This window comes from Cellulomonas sp. plas2 (assembly GCF_057221735.1).
Map to the genome: position 1 here is coordinate 1,995,111 of NZ_CM170155.1, position 26,753 is coordinate 2,021,863.

A 26,753-nucleotide genomic window follows, 5' to 3' on the forward strand; every position below is an offset into this window, starting at 1 on the left:
TCTGTTGCTGCATCCGGCTGCCGATTTCGGCTCTCGTGTATCAAGGCGCCGGTTTCGCCGGCGCGCGCCTGCGGGCGCCGCTTACGCGCCGTCCTCGGCCCCGCGCAGTCTGCCGGGAGCGCGGGTGAGAATCCTCCAACTGAGTGGTTTCCTCCCGGTGAGGCTCAGCTCGCGTCATCCGCGTTCGCTTCCTTGATCCAGTCGAAGTCGGACAGGTCGACCGCGAGCGCTGTGCCAGTTGCAGGGTCGAATGTTATCCACCCCTGCACGGTGCTAGTCGCCGCGAATCCAGCTGCTTCCAGGCGAGTCGCTGCATGGAAGTTGAGCAACCCCTTGCCATCAACCTCGTACGCCGCGCCCACCGAAGGGGACAACAACTCCGGTGTCGTTTCCACGTCGTCGGCCGACTCTCCCTCTAGAACTACGAACAGTAGCGCTTCTGAGAGGAGTTGCGATGCGGCTAGGCCGTTCACCATACCCCAGTTCATCTCCGGCGCCACGATGCTGGGAGCGATTTGATCCAGAAGGGCCTTCATGGTTGGGACGTAGAGGACGGAACCGGCCAAACCGTCGAGCTCAGCCTCCAGATCTGGAAGGAGGCTAGTCTTCCCGAAGTCATTGGAATTCTGTGTAACGAGGTATACCGTTGCGCCAGCCCGCGCAAGCCGTACCGCCGACAGCCAGATGGCAGAGTCCCGAGCTCCGACTCCTCTTCTCGCGGGTGGGAGCCTAGCTGCCTCTCGCCGTAACGCTTCCTTAGCGTCATCACCATGGAGCTCCAAGACCGAGAATTTCGCTTCCAGCTCACGGGCGAAAGCAGCGACCAGGTCTTCCACATCTGGGATGTAGAGCGGCTCCAGTTCAGTCAAGCGAGAAACTGCGGCGTGTCCCTTTCGGAGTGCCTCTACCGCCTCGGCGGCCGCCTCGCGCCGCCGGTTAAGCACTTCGTGCCGGATAACTTCCGTAATGGCCAACTCGATGCCCTTCGCCCGACAGATGCGGGTGACAGCCCGCCAGTAGGCGCTGTCTGGTGACCCCTGTGTCGGCAGTACGTTCGTGTCGCAGATGACAACACTGCGACTCATGCGACGGACTCTGGCGATTGCACTTCACCTAGCCGCGCCATAATGGTCAGCGCCAGTTGCTGGAAGTCAGATTCAGTGTCACGCGCGCGTGTGTATTGTGACCCGCGCGCTTCTGAACCGCTCAGTTCGAAGATGGCTGCATTCGCTTCTTGCGCCATGGGAACCAGGCTCGACAAGTTTCGCACTGTGCCGATTTCGCCTGGGCCGCTCGGGGTCGCAACGCCTTCAGCTCGCAGTTTTTCGACGACACTATCATGGTAGGCGGTGGGTATGTCGTCGAGCCATCTCTGAAAAGCGGCCGCGGGAGCGCTGCGGTAACTGGCGAACTGTTGGCTGACGTAACCAAGTGGCGACGGGGTCCCTGTGAAGAGGCCTTCCGGGAAGGCTTCAAGTACCCCAGTGCGCTGGCCCTGTGAGAGCGCAACCTTCCACTCTGCAATCCAGTCGGCCAGGCTCCTGCCCACGCTTGGCAGTGCCGTGAGGGAAAACAAGTCTGGGGCGAGGGGGAGCACAAATCCACTAGAGCCAAGAAGCACCACCCGATTGAGAGGCCCAACGCTTGGGCCTACGTCAACGAAGGCGACATCCGCTTCTACGCTGCTAGCCACCTGCAAAATCATGCGTTGCAGCGCCGTTGTCCGCTGAAATCCTTGATAGCGTCCGGCGAGGCTGTCGGTCCACGCTTGCGACAACGTTTCCTCATACTCGCTGAGTCTGATGTGTCCAGGTAGGATCCACACGTTGTCTCGAATCTCCGCCGGCGTCAGTTCACGCGGCTCCCCGGATCCTTGGATGACCGGCACCAGGGCATGGTAGCTAGTGCTCTGTCTTTCGACGATGTCCTCATACGTGACCGCATCGATAGCAGTGCCTGTGAGATTTGTTTGGGCGTCAGCATCGACGAGCAGAACACGCTTCCCCGTCCGCCCCAAGGCGATAGCAACGTTGAACAGCAGTGTTGTCTTGCCCACGCCGCCCTTGTGATTGAAGAACGAGATGATGTCCACGTAACAGTCCTTCGCCCGCCGATGGAATCACGCCACCGTGCAAGCTCTTGCGCGGGGCGCGTGTGTGCTCGGCTGCACCCTACAGGCGCCACCGTTCGCGTTCGCGCAAGCAAAGGTTCACGCGGGCAGAACCGGGCCGCTGGCGATGGCGCCCTGCTTGGGGGGCAGCTCCATGCCGGTGTGCCGTCTCACGCCGCCGGCCCTCCGCCGAGCATCCGCGCGACTCCGGCCAACCCCAAGGGCGTCTACGGCGTCGCTCCGCGATGGCCTTCGGCCACCCTTGCCCCTGCCCTGCGTCGTGCTCTTGGGCTCCGCTACGGGTCGGTGGCTCAGCCTGGCCACAGTTGCCCGCCATCCGGATGGGTCTCCGAAAAGGCCCCGACGGCGTGCCCGCCACGCGTGCGGAGGTGACCACCGGGCGCGCCGTACATTCGACCGCGAATGGGCGGGGGAGGCCCCGCCGATCTAGGAGTCAAGGGGTCGCAGGTTCAAATGCTGTCAGCCCGACACCGTGTCTACGACATCAGAGGCCATCGCACCGTCGGTTGCGGCGGCCTCTACCGTCCTCGTCCGAGCTGTCGCCCCGCGGCCAGGCCACGACAGGGCCGACAGGGTGACACCGGGCTAGGTTGACGGGGTGAGCGAGCAGCCCGAGGTCATCCGCGACGTCGCGCCGCCGAGCCCGCTGGGGTGGTGCGCGCGGCACCTGGACCAGGGGACCCTGCGGGCGGCGCTGACGCTGCTCGACGGGACGGCGCTGTGCCGCGAGTGCAACCGCGAGGCGCACGACGCGCTGCGGGCGGGCGCCGCCGGTGCGGAGCGGATGCTCGGCCAGGTGCAGGAGGCCGTGTTCGGTCAGCTCCAGCCGCCGGGCGGCGCCCCACGACGCACGGGCTTCGGGCTCTGACGAGGACGCGTCCGCGCGCGGGGTGCTGGGCGCGGACGCTCCCGTCGTCGTCGTCGTGGTGCGGCGGAGGCGGGCCGGTGCGACGCTTGTCCGGCCCCGCCGGCAGAGGTGCCGGTCGCGGCCCGCCGGTGCAGAGCCTGCCGGCCTCGCCGTCGAGCGACGGAGACCACCATGCTGCCGACCACCCGGCGCCGTGCTGCCACGGCGACGCCTCTGCTGCGACCGGGCACCGCGCCCACCGCACCCGCGTCCCCCTCCCCCCTCGTGGCCGACGCCCTGGCGCTCGCCGCGTTCGGAGCGGCCCCGGTCGCCGCCCCGACGGGACTGCGCACCATGGGCGTCGAGGAGGAGCTGCTCCTCGTCGACCCGCGCACGGGACGTCCCGTGCCCCGCGCCCCCCAGGCCCTCGCGGCCGCGGCGCTGCTCGCCGCGAGCACGTCGGGCACGGACGCGGGCTCCGGGACCCCCGTCGTCGCGCCGCCGCTCGGGGCCGAGCTCCAGCAGGAGCAGGTGGAGACCGCCACGCCGCCCCGCACCTCCCCCGACGACCTGCTCGACGACCTCCGCCGGCTGCGAGCGGCGGCCGACGAGGCGGCGCGCGCCGTCGGTGCCCGGGCCGCGGCCCTGGCCTGCTCGCCGCTGCCGGTCGTCCCCACCCGTGCCCCCGGCGACCGGTACGACGCCATCGCCCGCGCCTTCGGCATCACGTGCAGCGAGCAGCTGACCTCGGGCTGCCACGTGCACGTGGCCGTCGCCTCGCCGCACGAGGGCGTCGCCGTCCTCGACCGCATCCGGCCGTGGCTCCCGGTGCTGCTGGCGCTGTCGGCCAACTCGCCCTACCGCGACGGCCAGGACACGGGCTACGCCAGCTATCGCACGCAGGCCTGGGTCCGGTGGCCGGGCGCCGGCCCGACCGACCTCTTCGGCTCGCCGGAGCGGTACCGCGCGGAGGTCGCGGCGCTGCTGGCGACCGGCGTGCCGCTCGACGAGGGGATGGTCTACTTCGACGCCCGGCTGTCCGCGCGCTACCCGACCGTCGAGGTCCGGGTGGCGGACGTCTGCCTCGACCCGGCCGATGTGGCGCTGCTGGCCGTCCTGTGCCGGGCGCTCGTCGAGACCGCGGCCGCGGAGTGGCGGGCCGGGGAACCCGCCCCCGACGTGCCGACGACGATCCTGCGCATGGCCGCCTAGCGGGCCAGCCGGTCCGGGCTCGACGACGTGCTGGTGCACCCGCTCGGGCTCGCGCCCGTACCGGCCGTGGAGGCCGTCGCGGCGCTCCTCGCGCACGTGCGACCGGCGCTGGCCGGTGGGCCGTGCGCGCCCACCTGGCGGCCACGGGACGCGACGTGCCCGCCGTGAACCTCAAGCTGCTCGTCGAGGGCGAGGAGGAGCAGAGCTCCCCGCACCTGGCCGGGCTCGTCGAGAGGTTCCGGCCCCGTCTGGACGCGGACCTCGTCGTGCTCTCCGACACCCTGCTGTGGCGCGCCGACGCCCCGGCCGTGTGCCTGGGGATCCGCGGCGTCCTCAGCGCCGAGCTCGAGGTGTACGGCCCGGAACGGGACGCGCACAGCGGGGCGGTGTCCGGGCCGGCACCGAGCGCGGTCCTCGCGCTCTGCCGGCTCGTGGCCGCGCTGGTCGGGCCCGACGGACGGATCGCCCTGCCCCGCTTCTACGACGACGTCCTGCCGCCGGACGAGTCCGAGCGGGCGGCGATCGCGGCCCTGCCCTACTCCGACGAGGACTGGCTCGCGCGCAGCGAGACGCGCAGCGTCGGCGGGGAGGAGGGGTACTCCGTCCTCGAGCGGCTCTGGCTGCGACCGGCGCTGGAGGTCACCTCGGTGGTCGCCGGCGACGTGGAGGGCCCGCTGCGCGCGGTCACCCCCGCGGTGGCGCGTGCGGCGATGAGCATCCGCACGGTGCCGGGTCAGCGCGTCGAGCGGGTGGCCGAGGCGCTGCGCACCTTCGTCGCCGACACGCTCGGGCCGTCCGTGCCGCACGCGCTGCAGATCGCGCTGGAGACCGCCCAGGAGGCGTACCGGACGCCCGACGACGTGCCGGCCGTCGCGGCCCTCCGGCAGGCTATTGCCGAGGGGTTCGGGCGCGAGGTCGGGCAGATGCGCAACGGCGGCGGTGCACCGGCGGACCTGCTGGCCTCGTCCCTCGGCGCGCCGGTGGTGTTCTTCGGGACCGGGCTCGTCGAGGACCACTGGCACGACAGCGACGAGAGCGTGCGGGTCGACCTGCTGCACGCCGGCACCGCCACCCTCGCGCTGCTGTCGAGCCGGCTGGCGGAGGGCTGAGTCAGACGTCGGGTCCGCCAGCCGACGGCTCCGACGTGCCCAGCCACTTCAGGACCCCGCGGGCCGCCGCCACGCCGGTGCTGAAGGACGCCTGCAGGAGGTAGCCGCCCGTCGGCGCCTCCCAGTCGAGCATCTCCCCCGCGACGAAGGTGCCCGGCAGCCGGTGGAGCATGAAGGAGGGGTCGACGTCCGACCACGCCACGCCGCCGGCCGTCGAGATGGCCCGCGCGATCGGCATGGTGCCGGTGACGACCACCGGCACGGCGCGCACGAGCGCGGCGACGGCATCCGGGTCGTCCGGCAGGCGGCCGCCGCCGGCCTCGCGCAGGAGGCCTACGGACACGGGGTCGAGCCCCAGCGCGCGCCGCAGCCAGCTCGAGGCGGAGTCCTTCGGCCGGCGGCGCCGCAGCCGCTCGACGAGCTCGTCCGTCGAGCGGTCGGGGCGCAGGTCCAGCTCGAGGACGCAGCGGCCGTCGGCGTCGAGGGCCTCGCGCACCGCGACCCCGAGGGCGTACAGGGGACCCCCCTCGAGGCCGGCGGCCGTGACCATCGCGTCGCCGCGGACGGCCGGCACCGGGGCACCGCCGACGGGCGGACGCACGGAGACCGCCACGTGCTTCAGCGGCGTGCCCGCGAAGCGCTCCGCGAACACGTCCGACCAGCCGACCCGGACCCCGACGTTCGCCGGCCGCAGCGCTGCGACCTCCACGCCCCGCGCGGCGAGGACCGGCACCCAGCCGCCGTCCGACCCGAGCCGCGGCCAGGACGCACCGCCGAGCGCGAGGACGGTGGCGTCGGCGCGGACCTCGCTCGTCGTGCCGTCCTCGGCCCGGAACCGCAGCGCGCCGTCGTCGCCCCAGCCCTCCCAGCGCTGCCGCCGCTCGAGCCGGACGCCGAGCCCGGCGAGGCGTGCCAGCCACGCGCGGGCCAGCGGCGTCGCGCGGAAGGACGCGGGGAACACCCGGCGGCTCGACCCGACGAACGTCGGCTCGCCGAGGTCGGCGCACCAGGCGCGCAGGTCGTCGGGACCGAAGGCCGCGAGCGCGGGGGCCAGCCGCTCGGCGGACGCGCCGTAGCGCTCGAGCATCCGCCCGACGTCCTCGCTGTGCGTGATGTTGAGGCCGCCGTGGCCCGCCAGCAGGAACTTGCGCGGCACGGACGGCATGCGGTCGTGGACCGTCACCCCGATGCCGGCACCGGCGAGCACCTCGGCGGCGATCAGGCCGGCCGGGCCGCCGCCGACGACAGCGACCCGGGTCATGCGCCCACCCTACGGGCGGGCGGAGCCGTCCTCGTCGAGCGGCTGCAGGCTCGTGTCCTGCGGCTCCTCGGGCGTGCCGTCTGGGTCGGGGTCGACCGCCAGGCTCGGCAGGTCGGGCTGCTGCGGGTCGAAGCTGCGGGGGGCGTCCTCGGTCATCGCCCCACCGTGCCCCCGCCCCGACCACCCCGCCACCGGACGTGCAGGACCTCCGTCCCACCTGGACGCCGTGCGATGTGCCCAGGCTGGAGGAGGCGTTCGACGACGACCCGACGAGCGCCGGCCCCGACGGAGGGAGTCGCGATGCGCACCGACGGTCCGGTCCTGATCGCACTGGCCGGGTCGGCCGGCAGCGCGCAGGTGCTCGCGTGGGGGCTGCGCGAGGCGGAGCTGCGCGGAGCGCCGGCCGTCCTCGTGCGCGCCTACCAGGAGCCGCAGGACATGCCGACCTGGAGCTGGTACCCGCTCGTCGAGGACGCGGGCCTGGGGCGGGCCGCGAAGGAGTACCTCGAGGCGCAGCTCGCCGAGGTGCTCCGCGGGCGTCCGCTCGTGACCGTGTCGACGCACCTCGTGCACGGACCGACCGTGCCCGGGCTGCGCGCGCTGTCCGCGTCGGCGCAGCTGCTCGTCGTCGGGGCCGGGCGTGCGCAGGGAGTCGGCAGGGTCGCCGCCCACCTCGCGGCGCACGCGCGGTGCCCGGTCGCCGTCGTGCGGGACACGGCCTCGGAGACGGCGGCGGCGGCGTCGGCGACCGCGGGTGCAGTGACCGCGGCGTCGGCGACGAGCGCTCCGCCGACGACGACGTCACCGACGACGCGGGCCGCCGGCGCGCCCGTCGTCGTGGGCGTCGACGGGTCTCGCGCGTCGCTGGCGGCCGCCGCGCTCGCGGCGGAGGCCGCGCAGCGGTACGAGGCACCGCTGCTCGTGCTGCACGCCCGCCCCGCGGCCCCTACACCAGGCCGGCTGCCACCGGTCGTCGGGCCGGCCGACGGCGACGCGCCCGCCCGCCGGGCCCTCGCCGACGCGGTGGCGGAGCTGTCCGCCGGCAGGCCGGGGGTGACGATCCGCGCCGAGGTCGTCGACCGGGACCCGGTGCCCGCGCTCGTCGGGCGGGCGGCCGGTGCACGGCTGCTCGTCGTCGGGTCGCGCGGGTTCGGGGCCTTCCGCGGGCTGCTGCTCGGGTCGGTGAGCCACGCGGTCGTGCGCGACGCGCCGGGGACGGTCCTCGTCGTGCACGCCGACGAGGACGAGGAACGCGAGGCCTGAGGCCCCGCCGGACGGCGGGCCGTAGGGTCGCGGGGTGGCCACCGTCCTCCTCGTCCGGCACGGACGCACCACCGCCAACGTCGACGGGGTGCTCGCCGGCCGGACCGCCGGGGTCCTCCTCGACGCCACCGGCACGACGCAGGCGGAGCGGACGGGCGAGCGGCTCGCGCCCGTGCCGCTGGCCCGCGTCGTCACCAGCCCGCTCGAGCGCTGCCGGCAGACCGCCGACGCCCTGCTCGCGCGGCAGGGCGGCACGCCCGAGGTCGTGGTCGACGAGGACCTCACGGAGTGCGGCTACGGCACGTGGCAGGGCCGGCTGCTCAAGGACCTCGCGCAGGAGCCGCTGTGGTCGGCGGTCCAGTCGCAGCCGTCCGCCGTGGTGTTCCCCGACGGGGAGGCGATGGCGGCGATGCAGGCCCGGGCGGTGGCGGCCGTGCGCCGGCACGACGCCGCGGTGGAGGCCGCGCACGGGCCGGCGGCCGTGTGGGCCGCGGTGAGCCACGGCGACGTCATCAAGGCCGTCCTCGCCGACGCCCTCGGCATGCACCTGGACCTGTTCCAGCGCATCGCCGTCGGCCCGGCGTCGGTGTCGGTCGTCCGCTACGGCACGGGCCGCCGGGAGGTCGTCAGCACCAACACGGACGGGGGCGACCTGTCCTGGCTGGCGGCCCCGGCACCCGTCGCGGACGCACCTGTGGGCGGCGGCGCGGGCCCGGCCGCCCCCGGGGACGACGGCGGCGCCCCCCGCTCCTAGAGTGGCCCCATGCCGACCCTCGTCCACGAGTTCGACTGGCCCGACCGCGTCGTCGTCGGGACCGTCGGGCGCCCCGGGTCCCGCACCTTCTACCTGCAGGTCCGCAGCGGTCCGCGGATCGCCAGCGTGGCGCTGGAGAAGGAGCAGTCCGCCCTGCTGGCGGAGAAGCTCGACGAGCTGCTCGACCAGCTCATGGCCGACGAGGGCAACCGCCACAGCGTCCCGTCCGGCACCCCGGCGGAGCTCCTCGACGACGAGCCGCTCGACCAGCCGGTGGAGGAGGACTTCCGCACGGGCGCGATGCGCCTGAGCTTCGACCCCCGCACGGCCCAGGTGGTGCTGGAGGCGTTCCCGGTCGTCGGCGGCTCCGACGACGAGGAGGAGACCGAGCTCCCCGAGCCGAGCGAGGTCCTCCTCGTGCGGATCCCGGTGGGGACGGCGCGCGCGTTCGCCGACCGCACCCGGCGTGTCGTCCGCGCGGGCCGGCCGCCGTGCCCCCGCTGCGGCCGGCCGGTGGACGAGGACGGGCACGACTGCGCGGCTCCCGACGGCCCGTGACGCTCGACGTCCCCCCCGACGCCGACCTCGACCACGGGGAGCTGGAGCTCCTCGGGCGGATCACCGTCGCGTCGAACGCGACCTTCCTCGGCCGGGTCGACGGGGTCGCCGTCGTCTACAAGCCGGTCTCCGGCGAGCGGCCGCTGTGGGACTTCCCCGACGGGACGCTCGCGCAGCGCGAGGTCGCGGCGCACCTCGTCTCCGAGGCCACGGGCTGGGGCGTCGTCCCGCTGACCTGGCTGCGCGACGGGCCGCACGGGCCCGGCATGGTGCAGCTCTGGCAGGAGCAGGACCCGGCGCAGGACCCCGTGGACGTCGTCCCGGTCGAGGCCGTCCCGGCCGAGGGCTGGCGGACCGTCATGGAGGGGACCGACGAGGACGACCGCGCGGTGGCCGTCGTCCACGAGGACTCCCCGGCGATGCGCCGGATGGCCGTCCTCGACGTGGTGCTCAACAACGCCGACCGCAAGGGCGGGCACGTCCTGCCCATGGCCGACGGCCGGCGCCTCGGCGTGGACCACGGCGTCACGCTGCACGAGGGGCACAAGCTGCGCACGGTGCTGTGGGGCTGGGTCGGCGAGCGCCTCGACGACGAGGAGCTGGCGGGCGTCGAGCGCGTCCGGGCCGCGCTCGACGACGACCTCGGCCTGCGGCTCGCGGAGCTGCTCACGGGGCGCGAGCTGACGGCGCTCGTCGGCCGGTGCGACCGGCTGCTGCGGGTCGGCCGCTTCCCGCGGCCGCGCGGCGACATGCCCGCCGTCCCCTGGCCGCTGTTCTGACGCCCCTCCCCTCGTCCCGGCCGGTCCGGCTCTAGCGGGACCAGCGGCCGCCACGTCCGCGCAGCGCGTCGTCGGGGCCGTCGCCGCGTCCGCCGCGCCCGTCCTCGGACCGGGAGCCGAGGTAGGAGCCGATGACCGCCGCGCCGAGGTCCTCCGCGCGCGGCGCGACGACGGTGCCGCCGACCCGGCGGGCGATGCCGTCGACGAAGCGGGCCAGCCCCGGGTCGTCACCGAGCCGGAACACGGTCGTGCGGGCGCCGAGGCGGGCCGCGGCGTCCAGCTCGTGCACCGCCAGGGCGATGGTCCGCGGGTCCGGGGGGTACTGGAAGACCGCCTCGCCGTCGGGCTGCAGGTGCGCCGTGGGCTCCCCGTCCGTCACGACGAGCAGGACCGGGCGGGCGTCCGGGTGCCGGCGGAAGTGCCGGTTGGCCAGCAGCAGCGCGTGGTGCAGGTTCGTGCCCTGCTCCCACTGCGCGTCGAGCCCGACGAGGGCCTCCACGGGCATGACCGCCGCGGTGCGGCCGAACCCGACGAGCTGCAGCGCGTCGCCGCGGAACCGGCTCGACACGAGCGTGTGCAGCGCCAGGGCGGTGCGCTTCATCGGCACCCAGCGGCCCTCCATCGCCATGGAGAACGACGTGTCGACCAGCAGCGCCACGCACGCCCGCGTCCGGGCCTCGGTCTCCTGCACCTCCACGTCGCGCACGTCGATCCGCAGGCGACCGTCCGCCGGCCCGCCCTCGCCGGCCCGGCGCAGCACGGCGTTGGTCAGCGTCCGCGTGACGTCCCACGGCTCGGTGTCGCCGAAGGCCCACTCCCGCGTCGACCCGGACCGCTCCCCCGCGGCTCCCGCCCGGTCGAGGTCGTGGGCACCGGCGCGCGCCGACAGCGTCCCCGTCAGGTCCCGGAGGATGCCCTTGCCCAGCAGGCGCATGGCCTTCGGCGACAGCGCCAGCCGGCCGTCGGCGCCGCGGCGCAGCGCCCCCGACGAGCGCAGGGCCTCCTCGAGGCGCTGCAGGGCGCGCGCGTCGACCGCGACGTCGGGGCCCAGCTGGCGCGCCAGCGTCTCCAGGTCCAGGTCGTCCAGGCTCGCCCCGGGGTGGGCCTGCGCGAGCTGCTCGGCCAGCGCGTCGAGGTCCGCGAGGTCCGACAGCACGCCGACGCCCTCGCCCAGGCCGACGCCCTCGTCGCCGTCGAGCCGCTCCGACCCCGACCAGTCCTCGCCCGGTCGCAGGGACCGCAGCGTGCCGTCCAGGCGCGCGAGCCGCTCGGCCAGGCCCGGGGAGCCGAACGCGCCCTGCGCCAGCGCGTCGAGCTCGCGGCGCTGCTCCCGCGTGAGCGAGTTGCGCAGCCGCCCGGCCGCGGCGGCGCGCTGCGCGAGGGTGTCGAGCAGCTCGTCGACGGACCCGGGACGCTCCGGGAAGTGCTCCCCGTGCCGGTCGAGGAACCTCTCCAGCGCCCCGGTCGTGTCCTCGCCGCGCGCGTGGGCCGCCAGCAGGTCGTCGAGGTCGTCGAGCATCTGCTCGAGGTCGGCGCGGTCGGCGTCCGTCGCGCCCTCGAGGGCCTGCTTCATGCCGGCGAAGCGCTGGTCGAGCATCTCGCGGCCGAGCAGGTCGGCGATCCGCTCGTACTCCGCCCGCGCCTCGGCGCTGCGCCACGGGTAGGACGCCAGCTCCCGGACCGCGCCGGCGGGCGACGGCGGCAGCGCGTCGAGCTGCATCTGTGCCAGCGCCCGGTCGCCCTCGTCCATGTCGACGTCGCGGGCGAGCTGCCCGCGCTCGGCGCGCAGGGCCCGTTCGAGGATCTGCCGGACCTCCTCCAGCGTGCCGTCCAGGCGGTGCCGCCCGACCAGCTCGCGGCGGCGCTCGGCCACCCGCCGGGCGAGGTCGTCCAGGCCCGGCCCGTCACCGGCGCCCCGCCGCAGCAGCTCGCGCAGCGCCCCCTCGGCGGACGACCCCGCCATGACGTCCTCGCCGATCGCGTCGAGGGCGGCGCGCAGGTCCACGGGCGGTGCCAGCGGGTCCGGGCCGTCGGTGTACGGCCGGTACCGCGAGAACCGCGTCAGCCGCCGGTTCGCCCGCACCATGTCAACCCGCCCTACCCGTAGACCGTCTCGCCGTCACCGGTCTCCTTGCTGATCCGGCGCGACAGGTACAGCCCCTCGAGGGCCAGCTCGACCGCCCCGGCGCGACGCCCCGGGGTGTCGCCGCCCTTGCGGTCGGCGATCTCGTCGTACAGCGGGAGCTCCCCGAGGTCGGGCAGACCGGCCAGGAACGCCGCGGCCGCGACCTGCTCGCCCGTGCTCACCAGGGCGCCACCCGTGATGGCGGCGACGAGGGGCGTCAGGTCCAGGCCGCGCAGGTGCTCGCGGACCGTCTCGGCCGTCGCCATCCGGAGGAGGTGGTCGAGCACCTCGTCCTCGCGACCCTCCTCGCCCTGCTCGAACTCGATCTTGCCGCCGAGCACCTCCACGGCGGTCTCGAGGTCGACGGGCCGGGCCACGGCCTCGTCCTCGCCCTGCCGGGCCGCCCGGTGCAGCGCGGCCGCGGCCACGGTCTCGGCGCCGGCGATCGCGAACCGCGCGCTGACGCCGCTGCGCTGGTCGACCGCGCTGGACTCGCGCAGCGCCCGGGTGAACCGGGCCAGGACCTCGAGCAGGTGGTCGGGCACGTCGGCGACGAGGGTCGCCTCCTGCCGGACCACCGCGACCTCGTCGGCCAGCGAGAGGGGGTAGTGCGTGCGGATCTCCGCGCCGAACCGGTCCTTCAGCGGCGTGATGATGCGCCCGCGGTTGGTGTAGTCCTCGGGGTTCGCGCTCGCGACGACGAGGACGTCGAGGGGCAGGCGCAGCACGTAGCCGCGGACCTGCACGTCGCGCTCCTCCATGACGTTGAGCATCGCGACCTGGATGCGCTCGGCGAGGTCGGGGAGCTCGTTGATGGCGACGATGCCGCGGTGGCTGCGCGGGACGAGGCCGAAGTGGATCGTCTCCGGGTCGCCCAGCGTGCGGCCCTCGGCGACCTTGACGGGGTCCACGTCGCCGATCAGGTCGGCCACCGAGGTGTCCGGCGTCGCCAGCTTCTCCACGTACCGCTCCTCGCGGTGCCGCCACGTGATGGGCAGGTCGTCGCCGAGCTCGTCGGCGCGGCGCCGGCTCGCCGCCGTGATGGGGTCGAACGGGTGCTCGCCGATCTCGGAGCCCTCGATCACCGGCGACCACTCGTCGAGCAGCCCGACGAGCGTGCGCAGCAGCCGGGTCTTGCCCTGCCCCCGCTCGCCGAGGAGCACCACGTCGTGCCCCGCGAGCAGGGCGCGCTCGAGCTGGGGGACGACGGTGTGCTCGAAGCCGTGGATGCCCGGCCAGGGGTCCCGCCCCTCGCGCAGCGCAGCCAGGAGGTTCTCGCGGAGCTCGGCCCGGACCGTGCGCAGCTCGTGGCCCGAGGCCCGCAGCTCGCCGACGGTCGTCGCAGGGGGACGCATCATCGCGACGAGCCTAACCCCGGGTCCACGGCGTGCGCCGACGCCAGGTCGACGACGGTGCCGCCGATCCCTCAGCGACGCCGATCCCCGGACGATCGGGACCGCGACGACCACGCCGCGTCCCGAGCGCTGCGCGACCCCACGTCGACGAGAGGTTCGCCATGTTCCTGCGCCGCACGCCGGCCGCGCCCGCCGCCGCCCTGCCGTTCCCGCGCGACGTCGAGGCCCTCGAGCAGGCCCTGCTGGCCTTCGACGACGGGGTGCGCGACGCGCAGGACGCCCGCGTGAAGCTCACCGACGCGATGGTCCGCACCCTCGGCCTGGCGTACGGGGCCCGGTGGGTGCCGGCCCGGGACGGGTCGCTGACCCTCGCGTACGAGACCGGACGGCTGACCTCGGTGCTCGGCGCCGGGGCGGGCGCGACGTCCGCCGACGGCGGCATCCTCCAGCGCGCCGCGCGGGGGCGGCGCCCCGTGCTCGTCCGGGCGGACGAGGCCGCCGACCGCGGGGCCTGCCCCCGGTGGGCCGCGGCCGCCGCCGCCGGCATGGTGGCGGGCGCGGCCGTGCCCATGATGGACGAGGGCGACGTCGTCGGCGTCATGGAGTTCTACGGCGAGGACCCGCTGCCGCGCTTCGCGGACGACAAGTGGTCGGCGATCAGCCGGATCGCGACGCTGGCCCGGCGGCAGGCGCTCGCGGCCTCCGAGATGCAGGAGACCCTGGCCGACCGCGAGGCGGTGACCACGGTCGTCGGCCAGGTCAGCGCGGCGACCGACGAGGCGTCGGCCGTGCGTGCGGCGCTGGAGTCCGTCCGCACCGCCTTCGGGTGGGCCTACGGCTCGTTCTGGGCGCTGGACCCGGAGGCGGCCGTCCTGCGCTTCGCCCTGGAGTCGGGGACCGCCGGCGCGGAGTTCCGCCGCGTGACCGAGCAGGCCTCCTTCGCGGAGGGCGTCGGCCTGTCCGGCCGGGCGTGGCGTGCGCGGGACCTGGTGTTCGTCCCGGACCTGGCCGACGTCTCCGACTGCGTGCGGGCGCCGGCCGCCCGGCGGGCCGGGGTGCGCTCGGGGGTCTGCTTCCCCATCACCGACGGCGACGTCGTCGTGGGGACCATGGACTTCTTCACGACGGAGTCCATCGCGCTGTCCGCGTCGCGCACGGCGGCGCTGCGCAACGTCGCCCAGCTCGTGTCGCAGCGCCTGTCGGTGCTGCGGCGGTCCTCGGCCGACGCCCGCAACGCGGAGGTGCTGCTGCAGACGGTGTCGCAGCTGCGCGCGGCGGCCCGCGACGCCGGGACGGTCGCGCAGGAGGCCGTCGGGCGCAGCGCGGCCATGCGCACCGAGGTCGAGGCCCTCGGGGCCGCCTCCGCGGCGATCGGCGACGTCATCAAGGTCATCACCACCATCGCCGCCCAGACGAACCTGCTCGCCCTCAACGCGACGATCGAGGCGGCCCGGGCCGGCGACGTCGGGCGCGGGTTCGCCGTCGTCGCGGGCGAGGTGAAGGCGCTGGCCAGCGAGACCGCGGCCGCCACCCAGCGCGTCGCCGCCCAGATCGCGGGCATCCAGGGCAGCAGCCGGGCCGTCGCGGCGGGCATCCACGCGACGAGCGAGATCGTCGGGCAGCTCGACACCGTGCAGGCGCGCATCACCGAGGTGCTCGAGGAGCAGGCCCGCATGGCCACCGTCTTCCGGCAGGACGGCGCGGCCGCCCGCTGAGGGACCGGCCGCCCCGGCTGGCGCTGCCGATCCCGGGCCCGTGCCGCACCATGGCGTGATGGGCCACGACGACGCGGCAGCCGCGACCGAGGAGGGGACGATCAGCGTGTCCTTCTTCGAGGGCCACGCCTACGTCGTCATGCGCGGGGCCGTCGACGTGGAGACGGTCCTGCGGCACGCGACGATCCCGCCCATCGTCGCCCGCGACGGCACGAGCGCCAGCGTCGACCTGCGCGGGCTGACGTTCATCGACTCCTCGGGCCTGTCGTTCCTCATCCGGCTGGCCCGGCCCTTCCTGCCGCGTCGCCTGCGGCTGGAGCACCACCGGCACACCGAGCTGGGGACGCTCGTGTCGATGATGGCGCTCGAGGAGCTGTTCGAGCTCGTCGACGACTGAGGACGAGGACGACCGGCTCGACCGTCACGCGCTACCGCGCGCCGGCGAGCTCGACGACGGCCGCGGCCACGGCCGCGGGGTGGCCCTCCGGGACCCAGTGGCCACCGGGCACCCGCACCGAGCGGAACGGCGCGCGCACGAACCGGGCGGTCGCCACCACGCCGGCGGGCGCGAAGAACGGGTCGTCCTCGCCGTACAGGTACGTCGTCGGCACGCGCGTCGGTCCCCCGCCGCCGCCACCGGGCAGCGGCAGCGCGCGGTACCAGGCCAGCGCGGCGGTGAGGGCGCCCGGCTCCCGCATCCGCGCGACGTAGCGGTCGGCGCGCGCGGGCTCCAGGCCCGACGCGACGAGCGCGCGCCGCAGCCGCGCGCCGTCGTGCGCGAGGAGCGCCCGCTCGGGCAGGGCGGGCACCTGGAACGCGGCCATGTACGACGAGCGCAGCGCCTGGGTGCTGCGCGTCAGCGCCGCGACCATCGCCGCGGGGTGCGGGGTCGACAGCGCCACGAGGCCGCGCACGCGTGCGGGGTGCCGCCCCGCCAGGTCCCAGGCGACGGCGCCGCCCCAGTCGTGCCCGGCGACGACGGCCCGGTCCACGCCCGCCGCGTCGAGCAGCGCCACGACGTCGCCGACGAGGCGGTCGAGCCGGTACGGCGCCCGCCCCCGCGGCCGCGCGCCCGGGGAGTACCCGCGCTGGTCGGGCGCGAGCACGCGCAGCCCGTGCCCGACCAGGAGCGGCACGACCGCGTCGTACGCCGAGCCGTCCTGCGGGAACCCGTGCAGCAGCACGACCGCCGCGCCCGCGGGGTCGCCCGCGTCCCGCACCCGGAAGGTCAGCCCGTCGTGCGCGTAGCCGTCCACCCGAGCAGCGTGCCCCCGGCCCGGGCCGCGCACCAGCGGTCAGACGTGGACGACGCTCCCGTCGGCGGTCACCACGTCGGCGGCGTGGTCGTCGAACCAGCGCCCGTGCTCCGCGAGGTAGCGGAACCGGACCGTCGTGCCGCCGGGGACGACGACGGACGCGCTCGCCGTGCCGTTCGACCGGCGCTTGAGCACGTGCTGCCCCGGCGTCCAGTCGTTGAAGGTGCCGACGACGCTGACGGCCCCGGTCACCTCCTCCGCGGGGAGGGCGAACGTCAGGGTGCACGTGCCGGCCTGGCGGGAGCGGGTCTGCTTGATCACTGCGGGTCCTTCGACGGTCCTGTCGTCGCCGCGCCGGTCGGCGGCGGCCAGCGAGAGGGTGCCCGACGAGCGGCGCCCCGGGCGGGCGGCGCGCCGGGCGACGGCGCCGGACGCGGCGAGGATCACACCTGTACCCGTCACCCGACCGGGCGTACGGCCCGTTCACGCGACCGTGTGAACCGTGCGCCGTCCGCCCTGCTCGGGGGCGCGGGTCCCTCAAGGGCACCACCCGGTCGCGCCGACATGGTGGCATGGCCACCCGACGCTCCCTGACGACCTTGCTCACCGGCGCCGCCCTCGGTACCGCCACCCTGCTGACCGCCGTCCTCGGAGCCGCCCCCGCGACCGCCGCCGCCGCGCTGCCGGCGGTGCCCGCCGCGACCGCCTCGGACACGGCCGCCGGCACGACGACCGCCGTGCGCGTGCGGGCGGGGTCCGACCAGGCGTACACGGACACCGCGGGCCGCCGGTGGGACCCCGAGCGCGGCACGGTCGGGGGCCGCTGGACGTCGGTCACCCCGGGGCCGGTCGCCGGGACGGACGACGACGCCCTCTACCAGCGCCTGCGGGCGGGCCTGGGGTCGTGGTCGCTGGCGCTGCCGACGGGCGGCGTCTACCGGGTCACGCTGCACCTGCAGGAGAACTGGTACGCCACCGCCGGGTCCCGGGTGTTCTCCGTGGCGGCCGAGGGGACGCCGTTCGTCACCGACCTCGACCTCGTCGCCACCGCCGGGGCGCGGACGGCGCACACCGTCAGCCGCACGGTGCTCGTCGAGGACGGCCGGCTCGACCTGGGGTTCACCGCGCGCAAGGGGGAGGCGACCGTCTCGGCGGTCGAGGCGGTGCTCGTGCGTCCGACGCCGGCGCCCGTCCGCGTGACCGCCGGGCAGAGCACGCCCTTCGTCGACGGCGCGGGCCGCACGTGGGAGGCCGAGCGCGGCACCGTGGGCGGGCGCTGGACGACGAGCGCCGACCGCCCGGTCGCCGGCACGACCGACGACGTCCTCTACTCGCGCCTGCGCATCGGCCTGTCCGCGCTGCGCCTGCCGGTGGGCGAGGCCGGGACCTACCGCGTCACCCTGCACATGCTCGAGAACTGGTACGACGCCCCGGGCCGGCGCGTCTTCTCGGTCGCGGCGGAGGGTGCGCCCGTCGTGCAGGACCTCGACCTCGTCGCCGCGGTCGGCAAGGACACCGCCTACAGCGTCACGCGGGACGTGCCGGTCACGGACGGCGAGCTGACCGTCGCCTTCACGGCGACGAAGGACCTGGCCACGCTCTCGGCGGTCGAGGTGCAGCTCCTGCTCGACCCCACGACCGCGGTCGCGCCCGTGCCCGGCCCGGCGCCGACGCCCAGCCCGACCGCGACCGCGAGCCCGACCCCCAGCCCGACCCTCAGCCCGACCCCGGCGCCCACCGTCGCGCCGACCGTCGCGCCCACGGCGTCGCCCAAGCCCACGCCGACGCCCACGCCCACCCCGACGCCCACCCCGACGCCCACGCCCACGCCCACGCCCACCGTCGCGCCTGCGGACCCGTCCCCCTGGTCCTGCGTCGCGCCCTGACGCAGCCGGCGCGGCCGGCCGTCGTCACAGCCGGGCGAGCTCGCCCTCCAGGTCGTCGAGGCCCAGGGACCCCAGCCCGAGCGCGGCCGTGTGCCACGCGCGCAGGTCGAGGTCCCGGCCCTCGGCGGCGTGGCGCGCGCGGGCCGCGTCGCGGCCCCGCAGCCAGGCGCGCTCGCCGAGCTTGTAGCTGATGGCCTGCCCCGGCCAGCCGAGGTAGCGCGTCACCTCGCTGTCGACGAAGGCCGCCGGGGAGCCGCTCCGGGCGCCGAAGAACGCGCGTCCGAGCTCCGGCGTCCAGGTCGCGCCCGCGTGCCCGGTCCCCGCGGGCAGGCGCAGCCCGAGGTGCATGCCGATGTCCACCACGACGCGCACGGCCCGCATGCGCTGCCCGTCGAGGTAGCCGAGCCGCTCCCCCGGCGTCCGCAGGTGGCCGAGCTCGTCCATGAGCCGCTCGGCGTACAGGGCCCACCCCTCGGTCGTCGCCGACACCGACCCGATGCTCACCTGGTAGCGCGAGAGCTGCGCCGCCCGGTGCGCCCAGGCGCCGAGCTGCAGGTGGTGCCCCGGGACGCCCTCGTGGTACCAGGTGCTCACCAGGTCCCACACGGGGAACCGGGTGCGGCCGAGGGGGCAGCCACGTGCGCCCCGGCCGGCTGAAGTCGAGCGACGGGCGGGTGTAGTACGGCGCGGCGGCGGCGCCGGGCGGCGCGATCATCGCCTCCGCGTGCCGCACCGGCCCGGGCACGTCCACGACGGTGCCGTCGAGCTCGGCGACCGCGCGGTCCATGAGCCCCTGCAGGTACCGCCGGACCTCCTCGACGCCCTCGACGGCCTCCCCCTCGGCCTCGAGCAGGGCCAGTGCCTCGGGCACGCCCGCTCCCGGGCGCACGCGGCCGGCCTCCGCGGCCATCTCGGCCTCGATGCGCGCCAGCTCCTCCCAGCCCCAGGCGTAGGCCTCCTCGAGGTCCACGTCGGCGCCCAGGTGCAGACGCGCGGACAGCCGGTACCGGTCCGCGCCCACGCCGTCCGGGACGCCCGCCGCCCGCGGCGCGTAGTGCTCGGCCAGCCAGGTGCGCAGCCCGGCCACCGCGTCCGTCGCCGCGTCGGCACCGGCGCGCAGGTCGTCGGCCAGCGCCGGCGGCGCCCCGTCGACGAGCTCGTGGTACCAGCCCGGGGACCCCGCCGTCGGCAGCCAGGCCCCGAGCTGGTCGACGACGGCGGCCACCTGGCGCGGCGCGCTCACGTGCCCGGAGGCCAGCCCGTGCGCGAGGGCGTCACGGACCGACCCCGCGGCGGCGCGCACGTGCCCCAGCCGGCCGGCCACCGCCGCCCAGTCCTCCTCCGTGGTCCGGGGCATGAGCAGGAAGATGCCCTGCAGCACCTGCACGGGCGACCCGATCGGCCGCAGCGCCACGAGGTCCTCGCCGGCCTCGTGCACCGCGAGCTGCGCGGTGAGCCGCTCGCGCAGCAGCGCGGCGCACCGGCGGTCGTCGTCGTCGCGGACGGCGGCCCCCTCGAGCTCGGCCAGGGCCGCCCGCGCCGCCGCCGCGCGCTCCGCGAGCCCGGCGGCGGACAGGTCCGGCATCCGGTCGTCCCCGGGGCGGATCCCCAGCCCGGTGCCGACCGCCGGGTCGAGGTCGGCGAGCCGCTCGACCCAGCGGTCGGCGACCTCCCGGGCGGTGGGGGCGTCGGACGGGGTGCTCGTCGTCGGCGGGGTCGTCGGCGGGGTCGTCGGCGGGGTCGTCGGCGCGGTCGTCGGCGGGGTCATCCTCGCGACCCTACGGGCGTGTCGTCGCAGGGCGCACGGCGACGAGGCCGCGCCCGCGCGCGGGTCGACCGGAGGTGAGCCGACCGGGCGGACGTGGGTGGGGCGGGTGAGGATGGCCCGGTGGGGCCCGCCGTCGAGACGTACCGCTTCCTCCGCCTCGGCGTCGCAGGCCTGGTCCTGCTCCTGCTGCTCGCGCTCGTGCTGCTGCGGGTGACGGGCGCGGGCGCTCACGGCGGCACGGTCGTCCTCGACTCCATCAGCGCCGCCTACTGGACGCCCGTCCGGGACGTCCTGGTCGGCGTGCTCGTCGCCACCGGGACGGCGCTGCTGGCCATCCGGGGACGGCGCGGCACGGAGGACGGGCTGCTCAACCTGGCCGGTCTTCTGGCGCCCGTCGTCGGGCTGGCGCCGACCCCGCTGGCCGCCGACGACCCCCGCTGCGCGGGCCGCCGGTGCCTCCCGCCGGGCGCCGCGGAGGCCGTCGGCGTGCAGGTCGCGGCGCTGCTCGTCGTCGGCACGGTCCTGCTGGTCGTCACGGCGCTCGTGCAGCGCCGACGGCGGGGCTCGCCGGGACGCACGCAGGAGCTGCGCTGGACGGCGGTCGCCGCGCTCGTCTGGGCCGCCCTGACGGTCTGGTTCGTGCTGGGCCGGCCCTCGTTCCTGCTCCTCGCGCACTGGGTGGCCGCGGTCGCGCTGTTCGGCCTCGTCGCCGGAGTCGCGGCGCTCAACGCGCGCGCCGTCCGCACCCGCGTCTCGGTGCGCGCCCTGCGTCCCGGGCAGTACGCGGGTGCCTACGCCGCCATCGCGGTCGGGATGGCCGGCACGGTGGTGGCCGCGGCCCTGCTCGCAGGGGCGCAGGCGGTGGGACTGGTCGACCCCCCGCGCGGCACGGTGCTCGTCGTCGAGCTCGTGCTGCTGCTGCTCTTCGCCGCGTTCTGGGTGCTGCAGACGGCCGAGAACTGGGAGGAGGGCGTCCCGCCGGGTGCGGCCGGCTGACGCCCTCCTCCTCGCGCCCGCCGGGCGCGGGCCCTTCGTCGCGCTCTCTCGGGCGCGGTCCCTCAGTCGCGGTCGAGCAGCAGGTTGGCCGCGATGCCGACGAGGAACACGTCCTTCGCCACGCCGATGCCGTCGGGGCTCGGCCGCAGGTCGTACCCCTCGCCGTGCAGAGCCGGCGTCCGGGCGTACATGCCGACGAGGCCGCCGGAGAAGGCACCGAGGGCCAGCGCGGCCAGCTTCGTCGGCACCGCGGGGAGCAGCAGGGCCGCCCCCAGCGCGATCTCGGCGGCGGACAGGGCCCGCAGGAACGTGCGCGGCTCGACGTCCTCGAGGAACGGGTAGGCGTTGGCCGCCATCGCGCGCAGCGCCTGGGCCGTGCCCTCGTCGCCGCCGCGCTTGGACAGCCCGGAGTTGAGGATGTACGCACCGGCGGCGAGGCGGGGCGGGACGTGGCGGAGCTTCACGGGTCCTCCTGGGAGACGACGACGGGTGTCCCCGGCACGGTACGGCCTGCCCGCCCCGCCCGCCGGACGTCAGCGCTTGCGCTTCTCCCGCACGCGGACGGCGACCTGGATCGGGGTGCCCTCGAACCCGAACGCCTCCCGCAGCCGCCGCTCGATGAACCGGCGGTACTGGGGCTCGAGGAACCCGGTCGCGAACACCACGAACCGCGGCGGCCGCGTGGCGGCCTGGGTGGCGAAGAGGATGCGCGGCTGCTTGCCGCCCCGCAGGGGGTGCGGGTGCGCGGCGACGAGCTCACCCAGGAAGGCGTTGAGCCGGCCGGTGGGGATGCGGGTGTCCCACGAGTCCAGGGACCGCTCGAGCGCGGGCACGAGCCGGTCCGTGTGCCAGCCCGTGCGCGCGGAGACGTTGACGCGGGGCGCCCAGCGGATCTGCACGAGCTCCTTCTCGATCTCGCGCTCGAGGTAGGGCCGGCGGTCCTCGTCCATGAGGTCCCACTTGTTGTAGGCGATGACGAGCGCGCGCCCGGCGTCGACGACCTGCTGGATGACGCGGGTGTCCTGCTCCGTCATCGGCTCCGAGGCGTCGAGCAGCACGACCGCCACCTCGGCCTTCTCGATGGCGGCCTGCGTGCGCAGCGAGGCGTAGAAGTCGGCCCCCGAGGTCTGGTGGACGCGGCGCCGGATGCCGGCCGTGTCGACGAAGACGTAGGGGACGCCCTTGAGCTCGACGAGCTCGTCCACCGGGTCCCGGGTGGTGCCCGCGGTGGCGTCGACGACGACCCGCTCGGCGCCCAGCACCTTGTTGAGCAGCGAGGACTTGCCGACGTTCGGCCGCCCGACGAGGGCCACCCGCCGCGGGCCGCGCACGGGTGCCCGGCCGTGCGCGGTGACCTCGGGCAGCGCGTCCATCGCGGCGTCGAGGAGGTCCCCGGTCCCGCGCCCGTGCAGCGCCGAGACGGGGTACGGCTGCCCGAGGCCGAGGCTCCACAGCTCCGCCGCCTCCGCCTCACCCCGGGGGCCGTCGACCTTGTTGGCCGCGAGCACGACGGGCTTGCCCGAGCGGCGCAGCAGGCGGACGACGCGCTCGTCGGTGTCCGTCGAGCCGACCGTCGCGTCGACGACGAAGACGACGGCGTCCGCCAGGGAGATGGCCACCTCGGCCTGCTCGGCCACGCGCGCGTCGATCCCGGCGACGTCGACCTCCCAGCCGCCGGTGTCCACGAGCGTGAACTCGCGGCCCGCCCACTCCGCGGGGTAGCTCACGCGGTCCCGGGTGACGCCGGGCTTGTCCTCGACGACCGCCTCGCGCCGGCCGAGGATGCGGTTGACCAGGGTCGACTTGCCGACGTTCGGCCGCCCGACGACGGCCAGCACGGGCCAGGCCGCGTCGGCGCCGCCGTGCTCGTCGTCGTCGTCGCCGCCCTCGAGGAGGGCGAGGTCGGCCTCGTCGAGCTCGTAGTCGGCGAGGCCGGCGCGCAGGGCGCGCTCGCGCTCCGCGTCGTCCACCGGGTCCGGGGCGTCGGGGCCGGGGGCGTCGCTCGCGTCGAGGGTCATGGGGCCATCATCCCAGGCGCCCGGCCCCCGCCGCGCACCGGCGGGCGTACGAGGTGGCAGGGCACCGAGCGAGGGCGCCGGACGGCCCCGTCCCGAGTGCCGTGCCGAGTGCCGTGCCGAGTGCCGTGCCGAGTGCCGTGCCGAGTGCCGTGCCGAGTGCCGTGCCGGGGGTCGCGTCGGGCGTCAGGGGGCGCGCCGCGCGCCGGGGTCGTCGAGCGGCAGGGGCAGCCCGGAGCGCTCCGACGCGGCGACGACGAGCGCGGCCAGGGCGGTCCGGACCTCCTCCGCGGCGCGGCCGACCGCGTCGCGGCTCGTCTCGCCGGGGCGCCGACCGACGTCCAGCGGCTCGCCGAGCTCGAGCAGCAGCCGGCGCCGCGGCGGCGGCACGTGCCCGGAGGACTCCCCCGTGCGCCGGGTGCCGAGGATCGCGACGGGGACGACGGGCGCCCCGGCGTTGACGGCGAGCCAGGCGACACCTGCGCGCGCGCTGGCGACCGCCCCGCTGCCGCGGGTGCCCTCCGGGAAGACGCCGACAGCGCCGCCCCGGCGCAGCACCGCCAGCCCCGTGGCGAGCGCCGGCCGCCCGTTGGTGCGGTCGACGCTGATCTGCCCGGCCAGGCGCAGGACGGTCCCCACCGGGCCGCGGAACATCTCCTGCTTGACGAGGATGTGCAGCGGCCGTGGCGACAGCCCGACGAGCAGCGGCCCGTCGGCCACGCCCGTGTGGTTGGCGGCGAGGATCACGGGACCGGTGCGCGGCACGCGTTCCGCGCCGACCACCTCCGTCGCCCACCAGCCGCGGGACAGCGCCCGCCCGACCTGCCGGGCCCACACCGGCCCCCACGCGGCGGGCGCCGCGGGTGCGCCGGACGCACCGGGCGCGTCGGGCGCGCCGGACACCGCCGCCGGCGGCCCGCCGCTCACGCCCGGCCCGCGGCGCGCACGACCGCGAGCAGCGCGTCCACCGTCTCCTCGAAGGAGAGGTCCGAGCTGTCGACGGTGACGACGCCGTCGGCCGCGGTGCGGAACTCGACGACGGTGGAGTCCTGCGCGTCGCGCCGGACCACCTGGTCGTGCGTCGCCGCGACGGCCGCCGCGTCGGCGGTCCCGTGCACCTCGAGCGAGCGGCGGCGCAGGCGCGCCTCCTCGCTGGCGGTGAGGAGGACGCGGACCGGGGCGTCGGGTGCGATGGCGGTGGTGATGTCGCGCCCCTCGGCGACGACGCCGCGCCCGCCCGACCAGCCGCCGGTGCGCTCGGCCGCGATGACGGCCCGCTGGCGGTCGCCGAGCGCGGCGCGCGCGTCGAGGTTGGTGGCGACCGCGCTGACGGCGGCGGAGACCTCCGTCGTGCGGATCGCCGCAGTCACGTCGTCGCCGTCGAGGAGCACGGTCGGCGCCTCGGGGTCCAGGCCCTGCTCGAGCGGCAGCGCGCGCACGGCCGCCGTGACGGCGGGGGCGTCGTCGAGCGCGACCCCCTGCCGGACGCACCACAGGGTGGCCGCGCGGTACATCGCGCCCGTGTCGAGGTACGCGAGCCCCAGCGCGCGGGCGACCGCCCGCGACACGCTCGACTTGCCCGAGCCCGAGGGCCCGTCGACCGCGACGACGAGCCCGTCGTCGGTGCTGACGTCGCCGGTGCTGACGTCGCCGGTGCTGACGTCGCCGTGGCCCCGCGGGCCGCCTGCCGTGCTCATCGGACCAGTCTCCAACCGCGGCGCGTCAGCTCCGCCTCCAGGTGCTCGGCGCTGCCGGGCAGCACCGAGATGACGGCGACGCCGACCGGGCGGCCGGCGGCGTGCTCGAGCTCGAGGTCCTCGAGGTTGACCCCCGCCTCGCCCACGTCGGTGAGCAGCCGCGCGAGCTCGCCCGGCGCGTCCGGCACCAGCACGGGCACGAGCGCGTAGGGGCGCGAGGCACCGCCGTGCTTGCCCGGGACGCGCGCGACGCCGGCGTTGCCGGCCGCGACGGCGCCCGCCAGCGCAGCCAGCGCGCCGAGTCGGACCGTCTCCGGCCCGCTCGCGGCGTCGGCCGCGGCGAGCGCGTCGAGCACGCGGTCGAGGTCCTCGCGCACCCCGAGCAGGACCGCGCGCACGGCGCCCGCGTTGGCGGCGAGGATCGAGGTCCACAGCGCCGGGTCGGACGCCGCGATGCGGGTGACGTCCCGCAGGCCCTGCCCGGCGAGCTGCAGCGCCGCGTCGTCGGCCTCCCGCAGCCGCCCCGCGACGAGGCTCGCCGCGACCTGCGGCACGTGGGAGACGAGGGCGACGGCGGCGTCGTGCTCGTCGGCGGACATGCCGACCGGCACCGCGCCGAGGTCCACCGCCAGCGCGCGTACGGCCGCCAGGGCCTCGGGCCGCGACCGGCCCGAGCCGACGACGACCCACGGCCGCCCGAGGAACAGCTCGGGCACGGCCGCCGCGGGTCCGGAGCGCTCGCGCCCCGCCATCGGGTGGGACCCGACGTAGCGCTCGAGGTCCGCGCCGGCCTCGCGCAGCTCCGCGAGCACGTGCCCCTTGACGCTCGCGACGTCCGTGACGACCGCGTGCGGGTGGGCGGCGAGCTCCGCGGCCACGACGTCGGACGTGACGTCCGGCGGCGCGGCGACGACGACGAGCGCCGGCTCCGCGTCGTCGGGCGCCGCGGGCCGGCCGGCCCCCACGTCGCGGGCGAGGGCGAGCGCGGTGCGGCTCGGGTCGTGCAGCACGACGTCGACGCCCAGGCGCACGAGGGCCAGCCCGACGGACGCGCCGAGCAGCCCTGTGCCCACGACGCGGACAGGACCGGCCGTCGCCGGGGCCGGCACGCCGGCGGTGTGCGCCGCGGCGGGGGCCGTCACAGCCCCACCGACGTCATGAGCGAGCCCACCTCCGTGCGGCTGAGCACGCGCGTCCGGCCGGGCTTGAGGTCGCCGAGCCGGATGGGGCCGACCTGGGTGCGCACGAGCTTCGTCACCGGGTGCCCCACCTCCTCCAGGAGGCGACGCACGACGCGGTTGCGCCCCTCGTGCAGCACGACCTCGACGAGCGACGCGCCCGCCACCTGCTGCACGAGGCGGACCTTGTCGGGGTGCACCGGGCCGTCCTCGAGCTCGACGCCGGCCTGCAGGCGCGCGAGCGTGCCGGGCGTGACGCGGCCCTCGACCTCCGCGAGGTACGTCTTGGGCACGCCGTGCGCCGGGTGCGCGAGCCGGTTGGCGAGCTCGCCGTCGTTCGTCAGCAGGAGCAGGCCCTCCGTCTCGGCGTCGAGGCGCCCGACGTGGAACAGCCGCTCGGGGCGGTCGGCGACGAGGTCGGCCAGCGACGGCCGGCCGTTCTCGTCGTGCATCGTCGAGACGACGCCGCGGGGCTTGTTCAGGGCGATCGTCACCGCCGACTCGTCGAGCTGCACGCGCATGCCGTCGAGGTGGATGACGGCGGTCCGCGGGTCGACCCGCACGCCGAGCTCGGTGACGACGCTGCCGTCCACCGTCACGCGGCCGGAGGCGATGAGGTTCTCGCACGCGCGGCGCGAGCCGAGGCCCGCCGCCGCCAGGACCTTCTGCAGGCGCGTGCCGTCCGGGTCGTGCACGTCGATCTCCGGCAGCGCCGCCGGGCGGGGACCGCGCGGCGCGCCGGCGACGCGCGCCGCCGGGCGACGCGCACCGGCGCCCGCACCAGCACCAGCAGCACCGCGCTGGCCTCGGGCGCCCGGGCCGGGGCCGCCCTTGCCCGGCACCCGGCC

26 protein-coding genes and 1 pseudogene are annotated in these 26,753 nt (G+C 76.1%); 11 read left to right on the forward strand and 16 right to left on the reverse strand.

What is annotated here, in order from left to right:
- Positions 1-164 precede the first annotated feature (164 nt).
- Positions 165-1,085, reverse strand: a complete 921-nt coding sequence (locus AC2TDM_RS08955) for a PIN domain-containing protein (RefSeq protein WP_139224460.1) — start codon at positions 1,083-1,085, stop codon at positions 165-167.
- Entirely contained in the window at positions 1,082-2,092 is a 1,011-nt protein-coding gene (locus tag AC2TDM_RS08960; RefSeq protein WP_090033890.1) for a ParA family protein, read from the reverse strand. Before AC2TDM_RS08960 ends, AC2TDM_RS08955 begins: the two co-directional genes overlap by 4 nt.
- Before the next feature lie 637 nt (positions 2,093-2,729).
- Here AC2TDM_RS08960 and AC2TDM_RS08965 point away from each other — a divergent pair.
- The 3 genes from AC2TDM_RS08965 to AC2TDM_RS08975 all read left to right on the forward strand — a co-directional run bounded on the left by AC2TDM_RS08965 (position 2,730) and on the right by AC2TDM_RS08975 (position 5,299).
- Positions 2,730-2,999 carry a hypothetical protein gene (locus AC2TDM_RS08965; protein WP_090033891.1) on the forward strand — a complete coding sequence of 90 codons (270 nt, stop codon included), beginning with the start codon at positions 2,730-2,732 and terminating at the stop codon, positions 2,997-2,999.
- 171 nt (positions 3,000-3,170) lie between these two features.
- Entirely contained in the window at positions 3,171-4,190 is a 1,020-nt protein-coding gene (locus AC2TDM_RS08970; RefSeq protein WP_239078863.1) for a glutamate--cysteine ligase, read from the forward strand.
- A 122-nt stretch (positions 4,191-4,312) separates the two neighbouring features.
- Positions 4,313-5,299, forward strand: coding sequence for a M20/M25/M40 family metallo-hydrolase (locus AC2TDM_RS08975; RefSeq protein WP_090033892.1), 987 nt, complete (start codon positions 4,313-4,315; stop codon positions 5,297-5,299).
- 1 nt (position 5,300) lies between these two features.
- Here AC2TDM_RS08975 and AC2TDM_RS08980 read toward each other — a convergent pair whose 3' ends face one another.
- Together AC2TDM_RS08980 and AC2TDM_RS08985 are read right to left on the reverse strand one after the other, a co-directional pair.
- On the reverse strand, positions 5,301-6,560 hold the full coding sequence (locus AC2TDM_RS08980) for a BaiN/RdsA family NAD(P)/FAD-dependent oxidoreductase (RefSeq protein ID WP_090033894.1): 1,260 nt from the start codon (positions 6,558-6,560) through the stop codon (positions 5,301-5,303).
- Between the two features lie 9 nt (positions 6,561-6,569).
- Positions 6,570-6,716 (reverse strand): chromosome partitioning protein, encoded by a 147-nt coding sequence (locus tag AC2TDM_RS08985; protein ID WP_139224461.1) that lies wholly within the window; start codon positions 6,714-6,716, stop codon positions 6,570-6,572.
- A 144-nt stretch (positions 6,717-6,860) separates the two neighbouring features.
- On the opposite strand from AC2TDM_RS08985, the gene AC2TDM_RS08990 reads away from it, so the two are divergent.
- Genes AC2TDM_RS08990 through AC2TDM_RS09005 form a run of 4 tightly spaced genes read left to right on the forward strand, consistent with a single transcriptional unit; the run spans position 6,861 to position 9,914 of the window.
- Positions 6,861-7,823 carry a universal stress protein gene (locus AC2TDM_RS08990; protein WP_175499556.1) on the forward strand — a complete coding sequence of 321 codons (963 nt, stop codon included), beginning with the start codon at positions 6,861-6,863 and terminating at the stop codon, positions 7,821-7,823.
- 34 nt (positions 7,824-7,857) lie between these two features.
- Entirely contained in the window at positions 7,858-8,577 is a 720-nt protein-coding gene (locus AC2TDM_RS08995) for an MSMEG_4193 family putative phosphomutase (protein WP_090033897.1), read from the forward strand.
- Positions 8,578-8,586: 9 nt separating this feature from the next.
- Positions 8,587-9,135 (forward strand): DUF3090 domain-containing protein, encoded by a 549-nt coding sequence (locus AC2TDM_RS09000; protein WP_090033899.1) that lies wholly within the window; start codon positions 8,587-8,589, stop codon positions 9,133-9,135.
- Positions 9,132-9,914 carry an SCO1664 family protein gene (locus AC2TDM_RS09005; RefSeq protein WP_090033900.1) on the forward strand — a complete coding sequence of 261 codons (783 nt, stop codon included), beginning with the start codon at positions 9,132-9,134 and terminating at the stop codon, positions 9,912-9,914. Before AC2TDM_RS09000 ends, AC2TDM_RS09005 begins: the two co-directional genes overlap by 4 nt.
- 31 nt (positions 9,915-9,945) lie before the next feature.
- On the opposite strand, the gene AC2TDM_RS09010 is transcribed toward AC2TDM_RS09005, so the two are convergent.
- Together AC2TDM_RS09010 and AC2TDM_RS09015 are read right to left on the reverse strand one after the other, a co-directional pair.
- Positions 9,946-12,000, reverse strand: coding sequence for a vWA domain-containing protein (locus AC2TDM_RS09010; protein WP_090033902.1), 2,055 nt, complete (start codon positions 11,998-12,000; stop codon positions 9,946-9,948).
- A gap of 11 nt (positions 12,001-12,011) precedes the next feature.
- Positions 12,012-13,397, reverse strand: a complete 1,386-nt coding sequence (locus AC2TDM_RS09015; protein WP_484634422.1) for a magnesium chelatase ATPase subunit I — start codon at positions 13,395-13,397, stop codon at positions 12,012-12,014.
- Between the two features lie 158 nt (positions 13,398-13,555).
- Here AC2TDM_RS09015 and AC2TDM_RS09020 point away from each other — a divergent pair, with 158 nt between their 5' ends.
- Together AC2TDM_RS09020 and AC2TDM_RS09025 are read left to right on the forward strand one after the other, a co-directional pair.
- On the forward strand, positions 13,556-15,109 hold the full coding sequence (locus tag AC2TDM_RS09020; protein ID WP_090033905.1) for a GAF domain-containing protein: 1,554 nt from the start codon (positions 13,556-13,558) through the stop codon (positions 15,107-15,109).
- Between the two features lie 58 nt (positions 15,110-15,167).
- On the forward strand, positions 15,168-15,506 hold the full coding sequence (locus tag AC2TDM_RS09025) for an STAS domain-containing protein (RefSeq protein WP_090033907.1): 339 nt from the start codon (positions 15,168-15,170) through the stop codon (positions 15,504-15,506).
- A 31-nt stretch (positions 15,507-15,537) separates the two neighbouring features.
- Here AC2TDM_RS09025 and AC2TDM_RS09030 read toward each other — a convergent pair whose 3' ends face one another.
- Entirely contained in the window at positions 15,538-16,365 is an 828-nt protein-coding gene (locus tag AC2TDM_RS09030; RefSeq protein ID WP_090033908.1) for an alpha/beta fold hydrolase, read from the reverse strand.
- Between the two features lie 39 nt (positions 16,366-16,404).
- A complete protein-coding gene (locus AC2TDM_RS09035) occupies positions 16,405-16,827 on the reverse strand; it encodes an isoamylase early set domain-containing protein (protein ID WP_239078865.1) in 423 nt (140 codons plus the stop codon).
- Between the two features lie 110 nt (positions 16,828-16,937).
- Between AC2TDM_RS09035 and AC2TDM_RS09040 the strand changes: the two genes are divergently transcribed.
- Positions 16,938-18,251: a malectin domain-containing carbohydrate-binding protein gene (locus AC2TDM_RS09040; RefSeq protein ID WP_090033910.1), complete on the forward strand. Its 1,314-nt coding sequence runs from the start codon at positions 16,938-16,940 to the stop codon at positions 18,249-18,251.
- A gap of 24 nt (positions 18,252-18,275) precedes the next feature.
- On the opposite strand, the gene AC2TDM_RS09045 is transcribed toward AC2TDM_RS09040, so the two are convergent.
- A complete protein-coding gene (locus AC2TDM_RS09045; protein WP_203708870.1) occupies positions 18,276-18,857 on the reverse strand; it encodes a DUF885 domain-containing protein in 582 nt (193 codons plus the stop codon).
- Positions 18,858-18,942: 85 nt separating this feature from the next.
- Positions 18,943-20,019, reverse strand: a pseudogene (locus AC2TDM_RS09050) (DUF885 family protein); the annotation flags it as partial.
- Between the two features lie 120 nt (positions 20,020-20,139).
- Here AC2TDM_RS09050 and AC2TDM_RS09055 point away from each other — a divergent pair.
- Entirely contained in the window at positions 20,140-21,015 is an 876-nt protein-coding gene (locus AC2TDM_RS09055) for a hypothetical protein (protein WP_090033912.1), read from the forward strand.
- Between the two features lie 62 nt (positions 21,016-21,077).
- Here AC2TDM_RS09055 and AC2TDM_RS09060 read toward each other — a convergent pair whose 3' ends face one another.
- The 6 genes from AC2TDM_RS09060 to AC2TDM_RS09085 all read right to left on the reverse strand — a co-directional run bounded on the left by AC2TDM_RS09060 (position 21,078) and on the right by AC2TDM_RS09085 (position 26,600).
- Positions 21,078-21,479, reverse strand: a complete 402-nt coding sequence (locus AC2TDM_RS09060) for a hypothetical protein (RefSeq protein WP_484634423.1) — start codon at positions 21,477-21,479, stop codon at positions 21,078-21,080.
- A 69-nt stretch (positions 21,480-21,548) separates the two neighbouring features.
- Positions 21,549-23,033, reverse strand: coding sequence for a ribosome biogenesis GTPase Der (gene der, locus AC2TDM_RS09065; protein ID WP_090033914.1), 1,485 nt, complete (start codon positions 23,031-23,033; stop codon positions 21,549-21,551).
- A gap of 183 nt (positions 23,034-23,216) precedes the next feature.
- Positions 23,217-23,957, reverse strand: coding sequence for a lysophospholipid acyltransferase family protein (locus AC2TDM_RS09070; protein ID WP_484634424.1), 741 nt, complete (start codon positions 23,955-23,957; stop codon positions 23,217-23,219).
- Positions 23,954-24,727 carry a (d)CMP kinase gene (gene cmk / locus AC2TDM_RS09075; protein WP_484634425.1) on the reverse strand — a complete coding sequence of 258 codons (774 nt, stop codon included), beginning with the start codon at positions 24,725-24,727 and terminating at the stop codon, positions 23,954-23,956. The genes AC2TDM_RS09070 and cmk overlap by 4 nt, the downstream gene beginning before the upstream one ends.
- Positions 24,724-25,869, reverse strand: a complete 1,146-nt coding sequence (locus AC2TDM_RS09080) for a prephenate dehydrogenase (RefSeq protein ID WP_239078867.1) — start codon at positions 25,867-25,869, stop codon at positions 24,724-24,726. The genes cmk and AC2TDM_RS09080 overlap by 4 nt, the downstream gene beginning before the upstream one ends.
- Positions 25,866-26,600, reverse strand: a complete 735-nt coding sequence (locus tag AC2TDM_RS09085) for a pseudouridine synthase (protein WP_373308431.1) — start codon at positions 26,598-26,600, stop codon at positions 25,866-25,868. The genes AC2TDM_RS09080 and AC2TDM_RS09085 overlap by 4 nt, the downstream gene beginning before the upstream one ends.
- Positions 26,601-26,753 lie beyond the last annotated feature (153 nt).

Bases quoted from the DNA above. Each gene is read 5' to 3' on its own strand.
- AC2TDM_RS08985 (WP_139224461.1), bottom strand. From the start codon at position 6,716: ATGACCGAGGACGCCCCCCGCAGCTTCGACCCGCAGCAGCCCGACCTG.
- cmk (WP_484634425.1), bottom strand. From the start codon at position 24,727: ATGAGCACGGCAGGCGGCCCGCGGGGCCACGGCGACGTCAGCACCGGC.
- AC2TDM_RS09025 (WP_090033907.1), top strand. From the start codon at position 15,168: ATGGGCCACGACGACGCGGCAGCCGCGACCGAGGAGGGGACGATCAGC.
- AC2TDM_RS08990 (WP_175499556.1), top strand. From the start codon at position 6,861: ATGCGCACCGACGGTCCGGTCCTGATCGCACTGGCCGGGTCGGCCGGC.
- AC2TDM_RS08955 (WP_139224460.1), bottom strand. From the start codon at position 1,085: ATGAGTCGCAGTGTTGTCATCTGCGACACGAACGTACTGCCGACACAG.
- AC2TDM_RS08970 (WP_239078863.1), top strand. From the start codon at position 3,171: ATGCTGCCGACCACCCGGCGCCGTGCTGCCACGGCGACGCCTCTGCTG.
- AC2TDM_RS09010 (WP_090033902.1), bottom strand. From the start codon at position 12,000: ATGGTGCGGGCGAACCGGCGGCTGACGCGGTTCTCGCGGTACCGGCCG.
- AC2TDM_RS09020 (WP_090033905.1), top strand. From the start codon at position 13,556: ATGTTCCTGCGCCGCACGCCGGCCGCGCCCGCCGCCGCCCTGCCGTTC.
- AC2TDM_RS09000 (WP_090033899.1), top strand. From the start codon at position 8,587: ATGCCGACCCTCGTCCACGAGTTCGACTGGCCCGACCGCGTCGTCGTC.
- AC2TDM_RS09015 (WP_484634422.1), bottom strand. From the start codon at position 13,397: ATGATGCGTCCCCCTGCGACGACCGTCGGCGAGCTGCGGGCCTCGGGC.
- AC2TDM_RS09040 (WP_090033910.1), top strand. From the start codon at position 16,938: ATGGCCACCCGACGCTCCCTGACGACCTTGCTCACCGGCGCCGCCCTC.
- AC2TDM_RS08980 (WP_090033894.1), bottom strand. From the start codon at position 6,560: ATGACCCGGGTCGCTGTCGTCGGCGGCGGCCCGGCCGGCCTGATCGCC.
- der (WP_090033914.1), bottom strand. From the start codon at position 23,033: ATGACCCTCGACGCGAGCGACGCCCCCGGCCCCGACGCCCCGGACCCG.